The organism is Paenibacillus zeirhizosphaerae (assembly GCF_030705605.1).
GTDB classification, from domain to species: domain Bacteria; phylum Bacillota; class Bacilli; order Paenibacillales; family Paenibacillaceae; genus Paenibacillus; species Paenibacillus zeirhizosphaerae.
The window spans coordinates 58,638-75,554 of the sequence record NZ_JAPCKK010000001.1; the positions used below are offsets into that span (position 1 = coordinate 58,638).

A 16,917-nucleotide genomic window follows, 5' to 3' on the forward strand; every position below is an offset into this window, starting at 1 on the left:
CCAAAACAGCCCTGCTTCCGTGAAAAGGAGCAGGGCTGTTGCTGGTGTATGCCAGCTTACTCTTGTTTAGGATTCAAAGCTTCGGCAAGAGCGTTGATGTATCCGTTTCTGGCACGCTCACTCACTTCAGCAGTAGGAACCATGACATCAAAACCGTGGAAACATCCAGGATACAAATGAAATTCCACATTTACTCCAGCTTGTGCCAGTCTCGTTACATATTCGATGGTTTCATCACGAAACGGGTCCAATTGACCTACACAAGTATAGGTGGGCGGCAGGCCAGCCAGATTCTGCGCCCGGGCAGGGGCGGCATACGGTGAAATATCTCCTGTTGCATGCTCTCCTAAATACAAATTCCAAGCGGCCAAACTATGCGAGCGATTCCACACTGGTACTTCATCCGCAATTTCGTAGCTTGATGGGGTCGTATGCCGATCATCAATCATGGGATAGAGGGGCATTTGAAAAGCGATCGCAGGTCCGCCTTTATCACGAGCCATCAAAGATAAGGCGGCCGTCAATCCACCACCCGCACTTTGGCCAGCTATAGCTAAGCGGGACAAATCAATGTTCAGTTCTTCGGAGGCCTCTGACATCCATAGTAAAGCCTCGTAGCAGTCTTCAATTGCCGCCGGATACGGATGTTCCGGTGCCAGACGATAATCCACGGAAACGACAACACAATCTGCTGTTTTGACGAGGGTTTCGCATAAACCATCATCCACGGGAGAAAGACCAAAAACGAACCCTCCGCCATGCATCCAAAGCACGGCCGGCAGTTGATCTTGGTTTTTTTTGGTCGGTTCATAAATATTTACTGGGATTTCCCTTCCATCTGCCCCGGAAATAAGACGAGAAGTGGTGAGAACGTCGTCAGATTTTTGAGAAGGAGATTTTGAGCGAGATTGTCTTAATCTGGCCAAGTCATCAGGCAACTTCATTGGCGGAATCATCGATAAGATCGGTCTTAATTCTGGTGCTACTTTGTTGTCAAAATTCATCCAACTGCCTCCTCAAATCATGCCTCTACACTTTGATAGTGGCTAGGTATCACAGTTAAACTATCATCGTCTATGATGGATGTCAATTCTGAGAAAATGAATACGATGGTTCAATATAAGAAACACAAAAAATCAGCCAGTCCAACGACAGGCTGATTTTTTGTGTTTCTCTGTGAAATCTAGACCAAGAATCCCTCAGTTTCTTAAAAAACTGAGTAGGACTTCTGCGGTTAAGCATGATTAGATTTTCATGATACCGCCGTTGCTTGCATTCGTGACAAGCTTGGAGTATCTGGCCAGGTAACCTGTTTTTACCTTCGGCTCGAAGCCCTTCCAGTTGGCGCGACGGCTGGCAAATTCCTCTTCGCTGATTTCCAGTTGAATGGTGCGGTTGTTGAGGTCCAATTCAATGAAATCACCGTCTTCAACAAAAGCGATCGGTCCGCCTTCAGCCGCCTCTGGAGAAATATGGCCAATGGAGATACCTCGGGAAGCGCCGGAGAAGCGTCCGTCCGTAATCAGGCCGACCTTGGCGCCAAGACCCATGCCAACAATTTGGGAAGTTGGAGCGAGCATTTCCGGCATACCCGGTCCCCCCTTGGGTCCTTCATAACGGATAACGACGACATGTCCTTCCTTGACTTTACCGTTGGCGATGCCAGCTAGCGCATCTTCCTGAGAATCAAAGCAGATGGCAGGGCCTCTGTGGTAGCCGCCGACGGACGCATCCACGGCACCAACCTTGATAATGGAGCCTTCCGGAGCAAGATTGCCGAATAGAACGGCAAGCCCGCCGCGCTCGGAATAAGGGTTATCAAGACGATGGATAACATTCTCGTCCAGAATCGGCTGATCCTGCACATTCTCGCGCAGTGTTTTGCCGGTAACAGTAATGCAATCCGCATGAAGGGCACCCGGCTTTTTCAACAACTCGTTCAGCACAGCGCTCACGCCACCGGCATTATGAACATCCTCGATATGATAATCGGAAGCGGGAGCCAACTTGGAAAGATGTGGTACACGGTTGGCTACCTCATTGATGCGTTCGATCGGATAGTCAACCTCGGCTTCATTGGCCAGTGCAAGGGTATGCAGTACCGTATTTGTGGAGCCGCCCATGGCCATATCAAGCGCGAAGGCGTTGTCGATCGCTTCTTTGGTCACGATGTCACGCGGCTTCAGGTCCATTTTGATCAGTTCCATCAATTGTTTTGCAGACTGCTTGACAAATTCTCTGCGTTCCGGAGCCACGGCCAGGATCGTTCCGTTGCCTGGAAGCGCCAGACCTAACGCTTCAGCGAGACAGTTCATGGAGTTAGCCGTGAACATGCCTGAGCAGGAGCCACAGGTTGGACATCCGTACTGTTCAAGCTCCAACAGGCTTTGATCATCAATCTTGCCGGCCTGATAAGCTCCTACGCCTTCAAACACGGAAGTCAGGGAGATGGAACGGCCGTTCTTGTCTTTACCGGCTTGCATCGGACCGCCGCTGACGAAGATCGTTGGAATGTTCACGCGCAGCGCACCCATCATCATGCCGGGCGTGATTTTGTCACAGTTGGGAATGCAGACCATGCCATCGAACCAGTGTGCAGATACAACAGTTTCGAGAGAGTCAGCGATAATTTCACGGCTTGGCAGGGAATACCGCATACCGATATGTCCCATCGCAATTCCGTCGTCCACACCGATGGTATTGAATTCGAAAGGTACACCGCCTGCTTCACGAATCGCCTCTTTAACAATTTTGCCAAATTCCTGCAAGTGCACATGCCCGGGAACAATATCAATGTAGGAGTTGCACACGGCAATGAACGGTTTGTCAAAATCCTCTTCCTTTACGCCTGCTGCTCGCAGAAGGCTGCGGTGTGGCGCACGGTCAAAGCCTTTTTTGATCATATCTGATCGCATCTTCTTCTTGTTAGCTGTCATGAAGTCTGTCCTCCCAAAATCCTATATTGGTTTAGCGCTGCAAAGCAACGCTTGAAAGCGGTGAATGGTTTCTAGAAAGTCTATCATAACTGTGGCTTTTTTTCTATATATATTACAGAAGGTGAGAGGCCTTTCCGAAAAAAAGAAGCCCGCCGCCGCTGCTGCGGGACAGGCTCTCTAGGTATATTTTTGTTGCGCGCATCCTTTCAGGACTTCGTTTCGATGCGGCTTGCCGTGCGCCAGCTTTTGGGACAAAATTCGGCAAGTCTGTTGAACAGCATGAGGAGCCAATCCACATTGGGTTCTATAAACAGATGTGCTGCTCGTTTGATCCCGGGCAGTGAAAGTAGAACAGTCAGCAGGCAGGCGGTGATCATAATGAACGCGATGCCATAGGTTGTATGAACATAGGTGTATATTCCCGATGCGGCAGCCCCACGAATGATGAATCCGTGCAGCAGAAAAACATACAGCGTCCGGCTTCCCATCCGGGACAGCCACCCTGACGTCAAGGGGACGAGGCCGAGAAAGGCGGCCGAGGCCGTAAGCTGCAGCATATAGATGCCGATCCGGTAGAAGCCCGCATACCATTCCCCATGTCCCAGCTCGGTATAGGTCATGCTTCCGTACAACCAGCCTGTCTGCAGATGTGCCGATACCCAGACTGCTCCTGCAAACAGCAGCAGGGACATCGCGATGGCTGCGGATCTGATGCGGGGGGTTAGGAGCAAGGATATTTTTTCATAGGTCATATGATAACCAAGTATAAAAAAAGGAAGAAATATAAAAGTTCTGGATATGCTCAACCACGTCCCCTCAAAAGGGAGGTATCCGGCAAGTCCCCCCAGCGTAATAGAGGCAGTCAACTGTACAGCTGGTGGCAGCCGCCGCATGGCCAGCAGGAGCAGCCTCCAGCAGAAATGACTGGCAAGGAACCACAACAGCAGATAGGGAGCAAAAAAGGAATGATGAAGACCCTGCACATGGAAGAAAGCTTTATCCAGCAGGGAGTAGAGACTCTGAAAAATAATGTATTGTGCCATGATCTGCAGCAGCACTCTCCCGCCAGCTTCCCCTTTCAGGCTCAGACGTGCGAAATAACCGGTGACCCACACGAATAGAGGCATATGAAACATAAAGATCCAGGTGTACCATCGATCAGCCCAAGTGTTGATCCCTATAAGAGGCTCAAGCGCGTTAGCGATAAACACACATACGATCAGTAAAAACCTTAAATTTAGAAAAAATGAATCCTTGCTCTGCGCCGACACTCCGCTCATATTCTATCCCTCCATACGGACGGTACCTCTGCCGTATTTTCTAAAAATCTTATATTTAAAACATACGCTATTCCGGCGATATGAATTGTGATCAAATTCACAATAGTAAACGCTCACATTCCCCTGATTTGTGTCGTTTGTTTGAATTTGACCGGCTTCTTGCCAGGGTGATACCCTTAATTATAGGAATACCGAAAAGGAGGAAGAGCATGCCTGAATTGCAGATTGGGACACGTGCGGAGCCATGTGGAGCCATCTTGTTTGATAAAGACGGAACTCTGCTCCATTTCCTGCAGATGTGGGGAGGCTGGTCAAGTTCCGTTCTGAGTATGCTGGAGCAGCATTTGACTGTGATGGGTGCCGAATTCATCGGTGGCAAGGAACGTGTCCTGGGCACCACGCTTGACCGGGAAGGGCATGTTATCGGCTATGATGTGCGCGGACCGCTGGCGATGGGCACGATTGATGAAACGATCGGCCTGCTGGCCTGGCAGCTCTACGCCGCAGGAGTGCCCTGGGATGAGGCGGTGATGCAGGTCAGGCATTTCAGCCAAACGGCTATGGCCGATCTTCGAAGTAGCCGCCCCGCTCAGGCTTTTCCGGGCCTGTCTGTATTTCTTGAACAATGCCGGGCCGCAGGACTGAAGCTCGGGGTCGTGACTTCGGACTCCAGGAGGGAAGCGGAGGAGCATTTGCGCTGGCTCGGATTCCGTCACTATTTTGACTCGGTTATCGGTTATGATGACGTCAGAGAAGGGAAGCCTTCACCGGAAATGGTAATGAAAGCCTGTGCGGAAATGGGCGTAGCCCCTGCCGAAACGGTGGTCATTGGGGACAGCAGTGGGGATATGCTGATGGGAAAGCAGGCGGGTGTGAGGCTGAAGCTCGGCTTTGCTCCCGACTCGAAGCTGACGGAGCATCTGGCAGATGCGGATCTTATTTTCCACAGCTATGAGCATCTAAAGGTAAGAGACCTTAACGAGTTCAACGTGATGGAGGCGGATAAACGATGAAGCCGGAAGAAAGGCTGGCAGAATGGATCGGCGAAAGCCGCAATATTGTATTTTTCGGAGGGGCGGGAACGTCGACGGAAAGTGGCATCCCTGATTTCAGGTCTGCGGCGGGTCTGTACCGGCAGGAGGAAGAGCTGCCTTACCCACCGGAAGTGATGCTGAGCAGAACGTTCTTTATGGAGCATGCAGACGTTTTTTTCGATTTTTACCGCAGCAAAATGCTGCATCCTGCCGCTGAACCGAATGGCTGTCATAGGCTGCTGGCCGAACTTGAAACGAGTGGCAGACTGAAGGCGGTCGTTACGCAGAACATTGACGGCCTTCATCAGAAAGCAGGCAGCAGCCGGGTGCTGGAGCTTCACGGTTCGGTGCACCGGAATTACTGTATGAAATGCTCGCGCTTTTATAGTCTGGAACAAATGATGGCGGCGGAGGACACGGTTCCGCGCTGTAAGGATGATGACGGCATCATCAAGCCGGATGTGGTTTTGTACGAGGAGTCGCTGAATCAGGAAACGCTTTATCGTTCCATTGAAGCGATCTCGCAGGCGGACCTGTTGATGATCGGAGGAACCTCTCTAACCGTTCATCCGGCGGCGTCACTGATCACGTATTTTCAGGGAGCGAGGACCGTGCTTCTGAATGCGGATCCAACCCCTTATGATTCAAGGGCGAATCTGCTGATCACCGAGCCAATTGGAGAGGTGATGGAGCGGGTTGGGATGATGTTGTCCCTAGGCTGATTTTGGGCTGGATAGTGGCTGTAATCGGTTTCTTGTCAAAGGCAGGCTAAAAGAGCTATGATGATCCTTAGAAGCATTTATCAGTTACCAATTTCGGTCAGAGAGGCAGGGGATGGGTATGGTTTACTTGGCTAGCGATGAACGCTATGAAGGCATGAAATACAACCGTACCGGAAAATCCGGGCTGAAGCTGCCGGCCATTTCGCTGGGATTATGGCATAACTTCGGCGGGATCAATAGCGCTGAGAACGGCCGCAGCATGATTACCCGGGCGTTTGACTTGGGCATTACCCACTTTGATCTGGCGAATAACTACGGGCCTCCGGCTGGGTCTGCGGAGCAATTCTTCGGCCAGGTACTCTCCAGCGATTTGAAGCCTTACCGTGATGAGCTCGTCATCTCCACGAAGGCTGGTTATTATATGTGGCCTGGTCCTTACGGCGAGTGGGGCTCGCGCAAATATTTGATCTCCAGCCTGGATCAGAGCCTGAAGAGGATGGGGCTGGAGTACGTGGATATTTTCTATTCCCACCGTTTCGATCCAGAGACCCCGCTGGAGGAGACGATGATGGCGCTCGACCAGATCGTTCGGTCAGGCAAGGCGCTGTATGTAGGCGTGTCGAATTACAATGCCGAACAGACCGCCGAAGCGGCCCGTATTCTGAAGGACTTGGGCACGCCCTTGCTGATCCATCAGCCGAAGTATTCGCTGCTGGACCGCTGGATTGAACCTGGGCTGCAGGATGTGTTGGATGAGAACGGAATGGGAAGCATCGCCTTTTGCCCGCTTGCGCAGGGCATGCTGACGAACAAATACTTGAACGGAGTGCCGGAGGATTCCCGCGCGGCTGGCACATCGGTATTTTTAAATGAAGAACATATTACGCCGGAAGCGATCCGGAAGGTGCGCGCCTTGAATCAGATGGCGGCTGCACGCGGACAGAGCCTGGCCCAGTTCGCGCTGGCCTGGGTGCTGCGGGGCGGACGCGTCACCTCGGCCCTGATCGGCGCAAGCCGGGTATCGCAGATTGAAGAGAATGTTGCGACTCTTTCGAACCTGGAATTCTCCCGTGACGAATTGGAGAGAATTGATTCCATCCTCCAGCCCGCAGGGGGGCAGGAAGGCAGTAAATAAACTGTATAACAAGGACGGTACCGGAAGCCGTTCGAAAAGCAGCCCGCTTATGAGAGCGGGCTGCTGCCATATTCGCCCTTCACTTACCGACCGTTATCCGGTACTCCCTAGGGGATTGCCCGTAGAAGCGGCGGAACTGGCGGGAGAAATAAAGGGCGTCCGGCAGACCCACGGAGGCGGCAACCTGCTCGATGGACAGCTCCGGTCGTTCACGCAAAAGCTGCCGCGACTTATCGATTCGCAGCTTAAGCAGATAGGTCACCGGCGACAGGCCGGTTTCCTTCTTGAAAATGCGGGACAAGTAGGCCCGGTTATAGCCGAGGCCGACGGCCATCTGTTCGATGGAAACCGGGTGGGCATACTGTGTGGACATATACTGGATCATCTGTTTGACCGTGATCCTGACTTGCGAGTCTGGCCCGGGCAGCTTGGCCGCTTCCGTCAGGTGCTCTCCCGCCTCGGCGAGGATCAGGTATAGATAGCCGATGGAGGCTGGATGGGAGCTCGTTTTCCTGCTGTAAAAAGCCTGTTGCATGGCATGGATCCAATGCGCTATCCGGCTGTTCCCGAAAGCCTTGAATATCGGTACATCCGTTACAAATCCGGCTTCGTCAACAAGATTCTCTGCCTCGCTGCCAGTGAAGGCAGACCATCTGTACCGCCATGGATCATTCGTGTCAGATACATAGCTGACCAATTGGCCTGGGTGGATCAGAAAGCAGTCTCCTGTGCTTAAATGATATGTCCGCTGCTCGGTCCGGAACTGTCCGTAACCGGATTCCACGTAATGGAGCAGATAATAATCATACAGCTTGGGGCCAAGCGCATGACCCGGCTTTGTTTGGCTCTCTCCGGCGAACAGCACATGAAGTGAACTGTTCTCGTAATAGACCGGATTAGAGGCTACGGAATAAGTATGGGCCGGTTGATCCATAACGTCTTCTCCTTTCCAAGGACAGGTGTGGGACTTAGGTTGCGTTCATCTCCATTGTACCGTCCAAGGTCACATTTATCCATATGAATAACACATGACTGCATTACATCGGAAACGTTTTTCATTTATACTGGCTACATAAAGCAGAATCATCAAATGCTAATGTACCACGGGCGGTATCCGGGTTATGCCGAAGCCGCGCATGATGCACGATCTGACTATTGCAGTGGGGTGGATAATACGTGAACACACATGAGCTGACGGAACAATTTAAACAAAAATACGGGGACGGGTCCCATCCCGTGCGCCTGTTTCAGGCACCGGGAAGGGTTAACCTGATTGGAGAGCATATCGACTATAATGGTGGATATGTGCTGCCTGCCGCGCTGGAATTCGGAACGACGCTGGTGATTCGGGCAAGAGAGGATGACGAGCTTCATTTTGCCTCCACCAATTTTGAATATGAGTCGGTGATATCCGTCAAGGATGCTGGCAAACAGAAAACGGGCGAATGGGTTGACTACCCAGTCGGGGTAATCGTTGAACTGATAGAAAAGGGCATTGAGCTGTCCAACGGGTATGACATGCTGTTCCACGGGGAGATCCCGAACGGTGCGGGACTGTCTTCTTCAGCCTCGATTGAAGTGGTTACGGCTTATACGCTGCTTTCCCTGGAGGGACAGGCAACGGACACGGTTGAGATTGCTCTGCTCTCGCAGCGGGCCGAGAACCGTTATGTCGGTGTGAATTGCGGCATCATGGACCAGTTTGCCGTGGCCAATGGCGCGAAGGATCATGCGATCCTGTTGATGTGCGACACACTGGAATATAAGAGAGTACCGTTTAAGACAGGCAGTTATAAATTGATTATTGGCAATACGAACAAACGGCGCGGTCTGGTGGATTCCGCTTATAACGAACGCCGGACTCAATGTGTGGAGGCGCTGGATATTTTGCGCAAAGAACATCCGTCGCTGAATTATCTGGCACAGCTTAGTGTGGAACAGTTCCAGACGCTGGAGGATCTGATCGGGGACGAAACGGTCAGAAGACGGGCTCGGCATGTCGTTGAAGAAAATGCCCGTGTGCTTGCCTCGGTTGAAGCGTTGGCCGACAACGATCTGGTCACATTCGGACAGTTGATGAACGCGTCCCATGATTCTTTGCGGGACCTCTATGAGGTGAGCTGCAAGGAACTGGATGTGATGGTTGAAGAAGCGCGGCGCATTCCTGGAACGCTCGGTTCACGTATGACGGGCGCGGGTTTTGGCGGCTGTACGGTCTCCCTGGTGCATGAAGGAGATGTGGAAGAGTTCGTGAAGCGGGTCGGCGAGGCCTACCGGACACGTACTGAACTTGAAGCCAGCTTTTACGTTTGTGGAGTAGGCGACGGAGTTAAAGAACGGAAAGGGGACATGTAACAATGGCGATTTTGGTAACGGGAGGAGCCGGCTATATCGGTTCCCACACAGTAGCGGCTTTGCTGGACAGAGGCGAAGATGTTGTAGTTGTAGACAACCTGCAGACAGGCCATCGTGGTGCGCTGCTGGGCGGTAAGCTGTATGAAGGCGACCTGCGTGACAAGGAGCTGCTTGCCAAAGTATTCCGCGAAAATGAGATCGATGCAGTCATTCACTTTGCTGCAAATTCACTCGTCGGAGAAAGCATGCAGAACCCTGGCAAGTATTACGACAACAATGTATTCGGCACGCTGTGCCTGCTTGAGGCGATGAAAGAGGCGAATGTTTCCAAAATCGTATTCTCTTCCACAGCGGCGACCTATGGCGAGCCAGAGAAGGTGCCAATCGAAGAAGGAGACCGTACGGAGCCTACCAATGTATATGGTGAAACCAAGCTGATGATGGAGCGCATGATGGCCTGGTTTGATAAAGTGCTGGGCATCAGGTACGTATCCCTTCGTTACTTCAATGCAGCCGGAGCGCATGAGAGCGGCAAAATCGGCGAGGATCACCGCCCGGAGAGTCACTTGATTCCGCTTGTGCTCCAGGCAGCCCTGAAGCAGCGTGCTCATATCTCGGTGTTCGGAGAAGACTATGACACTCCTGATGGTACCTGCATACGCGACTATATTCATGTCAGCGACCTGGCAGACGCCCATTTGCTTGCGGTAGATTACCTGCGTAAGGGTAATAATAGTGATGTTTTCAACCTCGGAATCGGCCAGGGCTTCTCGGTCAAGCAGGTTATTGATACGGCCAAGCAAGTAACAGGGCTGGATATACCGGTCGTTATGGAAGCACGGCGTGCCGGTGACCCGGCGGTGCTGGTGGCTTCCTCGGACAAAGCCCGCAGCGTGCTGGGCTGGACTCCAAACCGCACGAAGCTTGAGGACATTATCCGTGGCGCCTGGAACTGGCATCAGTCCCGTCCCAACGGATATGGTGACAACTAGGGAGGATCTATATCATGACTGACGGATTGAAGAATTCCGTATCTGAAGAGCAATCCAACTTGCGTGAAGCGGCCCTTCAGGCCATTGAGCGTTTGACCGTCTTTGCGGCAGCCCACAGGTTAATTGAGGAGGCTGATATCGATTACGGTCGTAACCTGCTGCTTGAGCGTTTCGGCTTTGACGAGCCCTATGCCATGGAGACGGACAATGCGGTGCTGGACAGTCCGCAGCCGGCGCTGGATGTGTTGATTGATTACGGCTATGAGATCGGACTGATTCCTGAGAACACAGATACGTATCGGGATTTGCTGGATGCCAAAATTATGGGCTTGCTGATGGCCAGACCGTCAGAAGTGGTGCGGACATTCCGGGAAAAGGCGGCAGAAGAGGGGATTGAAGCGGCGACGGACTGGTTCTACCGCCTGTCGATTGACTCCAACTACATTCGGATGGATCGTGTGAACAAAAATGTATACTGGAAGCAGTCTACTCCTTATGGGGACATGGAAATTACGATTAATCTGTCCAAGCCGGAGAAGAGTCCTGAGGAAATCGCTATGGCGAAGCTGCTGCCGCCTCCTGTGTATCCTAAGTGCCAATTGTGCAGGGAGAATGTCGGTTATGCGGGTCGCCTGAACCATCCGGCGCGGCAAAACCTGCGTACTATTCCGCTGGAAATGAACGGAGAGCCTTGGTTTTTCCAATACTCGCCGTATGTGTACTATAACGAGCACTGCATCATATTCCATCATGATCATGTGCCTATGAAATTAACGCGTGAGACGCTCCGGCGACTGTTGTCGTTCACCGATTCCTATCCGCATTATTTTATCGGCTCGAATGCGGATCTGCCGATTGTGGGAGGGTCGATACTTACCCATGACCATTTTCAGGGCGGACGGCACACGTTTGCGATTCAAAGAGCGGACAAAGAGCAGGTGTTCACACATCCTTCCTACCCAACTGTGCAGGCGGCTGTCGTGAAGTGGCCAATGTCGGTAGTGCGCTTCACCTCTGCTGATGCGGAGCAATTACTGGAAGCTGGGGATGCTTTGTATGAAGCCTGGAAGCAGTACAGCGATCCGTCTGTAGGCGTGCTGTCCTTCACCGAAGCGGATGGGGAAAAGGTGCGGCATAATACGGTGACCCCGATTGTACGCCGGGGGGTGGACGGACGTTATGAAATGGATCTGGTGCTGCGCAATAATCGTACCGATGAGCAGCATCCGGAAGGGATTTTTCACCCACATCGGGAGATGCATCATCTGAAGAAAGAAAATATCGGTCTGATCGAGGTTATGGGCCTTGCGATTCTTCCAGGACGCCTGAAGGAAGAATTGGACGCAATCGCGGATATCCTGTCTGGAGATGCGGCCCTTGCGGATGCAGCGGCACAGGTTGAACATTCTCTGCACAAGCATGCCGGCTGGATCGATGAACTAGTCGGGAAATATGGGGCTGGTATGGACAAGGAAGCTGCTGTGAGCTTGCTGCAGAACGAGGTCGGACAGAAATTCAGCACAATTCTGGAGCACGCCGGTGTATTCAAAAGAGACGACGAAGGGCAGCAGGCGTTTCACCGTTTCCTCTCCAGCCTCGGTTATCTTCCGGTCTGACATTAAAAAGCATAGTAACCAGAAAAGCCGCATTTGGTATGGAGCTGTTCCCATGCCCAATGCGGCCTTCTTTTGCTGATACCTTTAACTTTTGCGCTCTTAAATTGACAGCAATCTAAGAGCGTAATTTGTTTATCCTTTCCGATCGGAATATAATATTAGAGTACGGATAAAAAAACTAATCTAAACATTGGAGGCGAACGTTTACGATGAAAGCATTTGAATTTCGTAATCCGACCCGCTTAATTTTTGGCAAGGGTCAGCTTGAACTGCTCAAACGCGAGGTTCCGAAATACGGTAAACGTATCCTTCTTGTATATGGCGGCGGCAGCATTAAGCGTAGCGGCCTGTATGATCAGGTGATTGGACTGCTGCGCGAAAGTGATGCGGAAGTTACTGAACTGGCAGGCGTTGAACCGAATCCGCGCCTCTCCACAGTACATAAAGGCGTAGAAATGTGTAAGGATAACCATATTGACCTGATTTTGGCGGTGGGCGGCGGCAGCGTGCTTGATTGTGTCAAGGCGATTGCTGTGGGTGCCAAATATGACGGGGACATGTGGGATTTTGTTGAACGCAAAGCCGTTCCTCAGGATGCGCTGCCGTTTGGTACCGTGCTGACGATGGCGGCGACCGGGTCCGAAATGAACAGCGGATCGGTCATTACGAATGAAGCTACCCAGGAGAAAATGGGCTGGAGCAGTCCGCTTACATTTCCGGCGTTTTCCATTCTCGATCCTACGTTTACCTTCACGTTGCCTAAAGATCAGACGGTATACGGCATGGTTGATATGATGACCCATGTTCTGGAGCATTATTTCCATCTGGATACGAATACCCATGTGCAGCTGGGCTGGTGTGAAGCCGTTCTGCGTACCGTTATTGAAACGGCTCCGCAGCTTGTGGAGGATCTTGAAAACTACGAGCTGCGTGAGGCGATTATGTACTGCGGCACGATGGCGCTGAACGGATTCCTGAGCATGGGACTCACGGGCGATTGGGCAACGCATAACATTGAACATGCGGTGTCGGCTGTATACGATATTCCGCATGGCGGAGGCCTTGCGATTATCTTCCCGAACTGGATGAAATATAACCTGCATGTGAAGCCGGAACGCTTCAAGCGGCTTGCGGTTAATGTGTTCAATGTAAATCCGACAGGTAAGTCTGATGAGCAGGTGGCTGAAGAAGGCATTCAGGCACTGCGTGACTTCTGGAGCTCCATTGGTGCCCCAAGCCGTCTGGCTGATTATGATATCGGGGATAAGGACATTGAGCTGATGGCGGATAAAGCCATGCGCTTCGGGCCTTTCGGCGGCTTCAACAAGCTGCAGCGCGAGGATGTTGTAGCTATCTATAAAGCTTCCTTGTAGGTGTCCATACTATTTCGACTATCCAGGCTGCTTTCAGTCATTTATTGACTGAGGGCAGCTTTTTTGTGTTCATTGGACATTTCCAAAGCAAATGGATACCCTTGTTACAACTTCTGCAGGGCGGTAAGCACTTCTATTTGACCTGTAGCGCAATATTTGTTACTTTTAGCTGATAGAAGTGGGTTTGAAAAATGAGGTGCGAATGTGAGCAGCCTACAAGTGTCCAAGGTACTCAATAATAACGTTATTATAGGCATTCATCCGGAGTATCAGGAAGTTGTCGTCATCGGAAAAGGAATCGGTTTCAATCGTAAATCCAGAGATCAGATTTCATTGGCTGCAGTGGAGAAAATGTTCATCCTGACGAATCAGGAAGAGCAGGAGCAGTACAAACAGCTCATTCCCCAGGTCGATGAGAAGCTGATTGAAATTATCGGCGAAGTGATACATGATATTGAAAATCAGGTTAACGCTGCCCTGAACCAGCATATCCATATTGCTTTAACCGACCATATTGCCTTCGCTATGAAGCGTAAGGAGCAGGGAATTACGATTCATAATCCATTTTTATACGAGACGAAGGAGATCTACCCGGAAGAATATAAATTGGCTGAATCCGCGGTTATGAAGATCCGCAATAAGCTGAACATTGATTTGGGCAATGACGAAATCGGTTTTATCGCCCTCCATATTTACAGCGCCATGACCAATCAGCATATCTCACAGGTCAAAGAGCACTCCCAGCTCATTTCGGATATGGTGCAGGTGGTTGAAACGACACTTGATTATAAAATCCCTATGGATTCGCTGGATTATTCCAGGCTGCTGACCCATTTGAGATTTACGCTGGAGAGAATCCGGCGCGGTGAGAAGGTAGAGGAAATGCATAAGCTCGATAAGCTTCTGCATGCGGAATATCCGGAAATGTACATGCTTGCGTGGCAGTTGACCAAAATTATGGAAAATCGATTGCATCAGCCCGTTTATCCGGCGGAAGTCAGCTATCTGACGATGCACCTTCAGCGGCTGCAGCAACGGAAGGAAGAAATCTGAAATCTTTTGTAATGAAAAGGATTGCATTTTTTGTCGAACGTGTGCTACAATGACTCTCGTCAATTAGCAAAACAACAATTGAAGATGAAAACGTGTTACTGATTCGATCAGGCATGAGTTGATTAAAGTATGATTGGAGACAGCCTACAAGGGGAAAGCTACATCCCAAGGTTGCCAATAACGTGCTTTATTTCGCTCATGCCTTTTTCTGTTGTTGTTTTGAAATGAATATTTTAAAGAAGGATGTGGGCTCCATGTTCAAAAAGCTTTTCGGCGTTTTACAGCGTGTCGGTAAAGCTTTGATGCTTCCCGTAGCCATTCTCCCTGCAGCCGGTTTGCTGCTGGGGATTGGTAACGCCCTGATTAACCCGGATTTGATTCAGTATATGCCTTTCCTGGGCGCGGGCTGGGTAGAATCCATTGCTACCATCATGATGAATGCCGGTCAAATTGTTTTTGACAATCTGGCGCTGTTGTTCGCGGTGGGTGTTGCCGTCGGTTTGGCCAACGGTGAAGGTGTCGCGGGTCTGGCCGCCATCATCGGCTATCTGATCATGAACGTAACGCTGGGGACTGCGGTTGGCGTAACTCCTCAGCTCGCTTCATCGGTAACAGGATACGCAACCGTGCTGGGGATTCCGACGCTTTCAACAGGCGTCTTCGGCGGTATCATTATCGGTATCCTGGCCGCAGCCATGTATAACCGTTTTTTCAAAATCGAACTGCCGTCCTATCTCGGCTTTTTTGCCGGCAAACGGTTTGTCCCGATTGTAACCTCGCTAGGCGCACTGATCATCGGCCTGCTGCTGGTTGTCATCTGGCCGCCGATTCAAGGGTTCCTGAATGCTGTATCCCACTTTATGGTGGATTCGAATCCTGTATTGGCAACGTTTATCTTCGGTGTGATCGAACGAGCGCTTATTCCTTTCGGCTTGCACCATATTTTCTACTCGCCGTTCTGGTACGAGTTTGGCGAATATGTCAACAATGCAGGTCAGGTTATCCGCGGGGATCAGCGGATTTTCATGGCTCAGCTAAGAGATGGTGTAGACTTCACGGCAGGCGCATTCCAGGTTGGTAAGTTCCCGTTCATGATGTTCGGACTTCCTGCAGCAGCTTTGGCCATGTATCACGAAGCAAGACCGGAGCACAAGAAATATGTGGCAGGTATCATGGGTTCCGCCGCATTGACTTCGTTCCTGACAGGTATTACGGAGCCGCTGGAATTCTCCTTCCTGTTCGTGGCTCCGCTGCTGTTCGCAGTGCATACGATCTTTGCGGGTTTGTCCTTCATGACGATGTATCTGCTGAATGTAAAAATTGGTATGACGTTCTCCGGCGGTTTTATCGATTTCCTGATCTTCGGTATTCTGCCTAATCGGACCCCTTGGTGGTATGTGATTATCGTTGGTCTTGTGCTGGCAGTGATCTACTACTTTGGCTTCCGCTTTATCATCCGCAAGTTCAATCTCAAGACACCGGGACGCGAAGAGCAAACGGATGAGGCTGAAGGCGGGACTGGCGGAGGAAGCACCGATGATCTTCCACATAATATTTTGGCGGCATTCGGCGGTGCGTCCAACATCAAGCATCTGGATGCTTGTATCACGCGTCTGCGTATCGAAGTCAATGAAAAAGCCAATGTCGACAAAAACCGTCTGAAGCAGCTCGGCGCATCCGGTGTGCTGGAAGTCGGCAATAACGTGCAGGCTATTTTCGGTACACGTTCTGATACGATTAAATCGCAAATGCAGGATATTATGGCAGGTCGTACACCGGCTCCAACTCCAGCTAATCCTTCTCCTGAGGAAGAAAGAGCAGCAGGCGAGTCGGGACAAGCGATTATCGCCGAAGATATTGTAATGCCGGTGAACGGCGAACTGCTGTCCATCACGGAAGTACCGGATCCGGTATTCTCCGAGCGTATGACCGGTGATGGTTTTGCGGTGCTGCCACATGACGGCAGCATTGTTTCTCCGGTATATGGTAAAGTGTTTAACGTATTCCCGAGCAAGCACGCCATAGGCATTATGTCTGACGGAGGCAAGGAAGTTCTGGTTCATATCGGCGTTAACACAGTGAAGCTGAAAGGGCAGGGCTTTGAGGTTTTGGTGAACGAGGGAGATCTTGTATCTGCTGGTCAGCCCATCATGAAAGTCGATCTGGAGTACGTGGAGGCCAATGCCAAATCGATCATCTCTTCGATCATCTTCTCCAACCTGCCACAGGGCGCTGGAGTCACGCTGGACAAGAGCGGAACACTCAAAGCTGGCGAAGATAAAATTATTACGATAAAATAATAACGATCTGCTTCCGATAGGAACGTTCCTGTACGGTTCGGGAACCGCTGGAGCGTTCTATGGGAAGAAGCGGTTGATGCCATATCAGCAAGCGGCAGATTTACAAATAATATATTTCAGA

13 protein-coding genes are annotated in these 16,917 nt (G+C 51.0%); 9 read left to right on the forward strand and 4 right to left on the reverse strand.

What is annotated here, in order from left to right; genetic code table 11:
- Positions 1-56 precede the first annotated feature (56 nt).
- From OIN60_RS00325 to OIN60_RS00335, 3 genes are all read right to left on the reverse strand, one after another.
- Positions 57-1,004, reverse strand: a complete 948-nt coding sequence (locus OIN60_RS00325) for an alpha/beta hydrolase (RefSeq protein ID WP_305752875.1) — start codon at positions 1,002-1,004, stop codon at positions 57-59.
- 240 nt (positions 1,005-1,244) lie between these two features.
- The gene (gene ilvD / locus OIN60_RS00330) at positions 1,245-2,936 is read right to left on the reverse strand and encodes a dihydroxy-acid dehydratase (protein ID WP_305752876.1); all 1,692 of its coding nucleotides are present in this window, start codon (positions 2,934-2,936) and stop codon (positions 1,245-1,247) included.
- A gap of 206 nt (positions 2,937-3,142) precedes the next feature.
- Entirely contained in the window at positions 3,143-4,216 is a 1,074-nt protein-coding gene (locus tag OIN60_RS00335) for an acyltransferase family protein (protein ID WP_305752877.1), read from the reverse strand.
- Between the two features lie 209 nt (positions 4,217-4,425).
- Between OIN60_RS00335 and OIN60_RS00340 the strand changes: the two genes are divergently transcribed.
- From OIN60_RS00340 to mgrA, 3 genes are all read left to right on the forward strand, one after another.
- Positions 4,426-5,229: an HAD family hydrolase gene (locus tag OIN60_RS00340; RefSeq protein ID WP_305752878.1), complete on the forward strand. Its 804-nt coding sequence runs from the start codon at positions 4,426-4,428 to the stop codon at positions 5,227-5,229.
- Positions 5,226-5,972, forward strand: coding sequence for an NAD-dependent protein deacylase (locus OIN60_RS00345; RefSeq protein WP_305752879.1), 747 nt, complete (start codon positions 5,226-5,228; stop codon positions 5,970-5,972). Before OIN60_RS00340 ends, OIN60_RS00345 begins: the two co-directional genes overlap by 4 nt.
- Before the next feature lie 118 nt (positions 5,973-6,090).
- Positions 6,091-7,107, forward strand: coding sequence for an L-glyceraldehyde 3-phosphate reductase (mgrA, locus tag OIN60_RS00350; RefSeq protein WP_305753170.1), 1,017 nt, complete (start codon positions 6,091-6,093; stop codon positions 7,105-7,107).
- A 79-nt stretch (positions 7,108-7,186) separates the two neighbouring features.
- On the opposite strand, the gene OIN60_RS00355 is transcribed toward mgrA, so the two are convergent.
- Positions 7,187-8,041, reverse strand: coding sequence for an AraC family transcriptional regulator (locus OIN60_RS00355; RefSeq protein ID WP_305752880.1), 855 nt, complete (start codon positions 8,039-8,041; stop codon positions 7,187-7,189).
- A 242-nt stretch (positions 8,042-8,283) separates the two neighbouring features.
- Here OIN60_RS00355 and OIN60_RS00360 point away from each other — a divergent pair, with 242 nt between their 5' ends.
- The 6 genes from OIN60_RS00360 (at position 8,284) to ptsG (ending at position 16,796) form a co-directional block, all read left to right on the forward strand.
- Positions 8,284-9,462, forward strand: a complete 1,179-nt coding sequence (locus OIN60_RS00360; protein ID WP_305752881.1) for a galactokinase — start codon at positions 8,284-8,286, stop codon at positions 9,460-9,462.
- Positions 9,463-9,464: 2 nt separating this feature from the next.
- Positions 9,465-10,454 carry a UDP-glucose 4-epimerase GalE gene (gene galE / locus OIN60_RS00365; RefSeq protein WP_305752882.1) on the forward strand — a complete coding sequence of 330 codons (990 nt, stop codon included), beginning with the start codon at positions 9,465-9,467 and terminating at the stop codon, positions 10,452-10,454.
- A gap of 14 nt (positions 10,455-10,468) precedes the next feature.
- A complete protein-coding gene (locus OIN60_RS00370; protein WP_305752883.1) occupies positions 10,469-12,070 on the forward strand; it encodes a UDP-glucose--hexose-1-phosphate uridylyltransferase in 1,602 nt (533 codons plus the stop codon).
- Between the two features lie 209 nt (positions 12,071-12,279).
- Positions 12,280-13,443: an iron-containing alcohol dehydrogenase gene (locus OIN60_RS00375; protein WP_305752884.1), complete on the forward strand. Its 1,164-nt coding sequence runs from the start codon at positions 12,280-12,282 to the stop codon at positions 13,441-13,443.
- A 204-nt stretch (positions 13,444-13,647) separates the two neighbouring features.
- On the forward strand, positions 13,648-14,496 hold the full coding sequence (gene glcT / locus OIN60_RS00380; RefSeq protein ID WP_305752885.1) for a glucose PTS transporter transcription antiterminator GlcT: 849 nt from the start codon (positions 13,648-13,650) through the stop codon (positions 14,494-14,496).
- A 254-nt stretch (positions 14,497-14,750) separates the two neighbouring features.
- Entirely contained in the window at positions 14,751-16,796 is a 2,046-nt protein-coding gene (gene ptsG / locus OIN60_RS00385) for a glucose-specific PTS transporter subunit IIBC (RefSeq protein WP_305752886.1), read from the forward strand.
- Positions 16,797-16,917: the final 121 nt, after the last annotated feature.

Excerpts from the sequence above, each read along its gene's own strand:
- OIN60_RS00325 (WP_305752875.1), bottom strand. The coding sequence starts at position 1,004 with ATGAATTTTGACAACAAAGTAGCACCAGAATTAAGACCGATCTTATCG.
- ilvD (WP_305752876.1), bottom strand. The coding sequence starts at position 2,936 with ATGACAGCTAACAAGAAGAAGATGCGATCAGATATGATCAAAAAAGGC.
- OIN60_RS00335 (WP_305752877.1), bottom strand. The coding sequence starts at position 4,216 with ATGAGCGGAGTGTCGGCGCAGAGCAAGGATTCATTTTTTCTAAATTTA.
- OIN60_RS00340 (WP_305752878.1), top strand. The coding sequence starts at position 4,426 with ATGCCTGAATTGCAGATTGGGACACGTGCGGAGCCATGTGGAGCCATC.
- OIN60_RS00345 (WP_305752879.1), top strand. The coding sequence starts at position 5,226 with ATGAAGCCGGAAGAAAGGCTGGCAGAATGGATCGGCGAAAGCCGCAAT.
- mgrA (WP_305753170.1), top strand. The coding sequence starts at position 6,091 with ATGGTTTACTTGGCTAGCGATGAACGCTATGAAGGCATGAAATACAAC.
- OIN60_RS00355 (WP_305752880.1), bottom strand. The coding sequence starts at position 8,041 with ATGGATCAACCGGCCCATACTTATTCCGTAGCCTCTAATCCGGTCTAT.
- galE (WP_305752882.1), top strand. The coding sequence starts at position 9,465 with ATGGCGATTTTGGTAACGGGAGGAGCCGGCTATATCGGTTCCCACACA.
- OIN60_RS00370 (WP_305752883.1), top strand. The coding sequence starts at position 10,469 with ATGACTGACGGATTGAAGAATTCCGTATCTGAAGAGCAATCCAACTTG.
- OIN60_RS00375 (WP_305752884.1), top strand. The coding sequence starts at position 12,280 with ATGAAAGCATTTGAATTTCGTAATCCGACCCGCTTAATTTTTGGCAAG.
- ptsG (WP_305752886.1), top strand. The coding sequence starts at position 14,751 with ATGTTCAAAAAGCTTTTCGGCGTTTTACAGCGTGTCGGTAAAGCTTTG.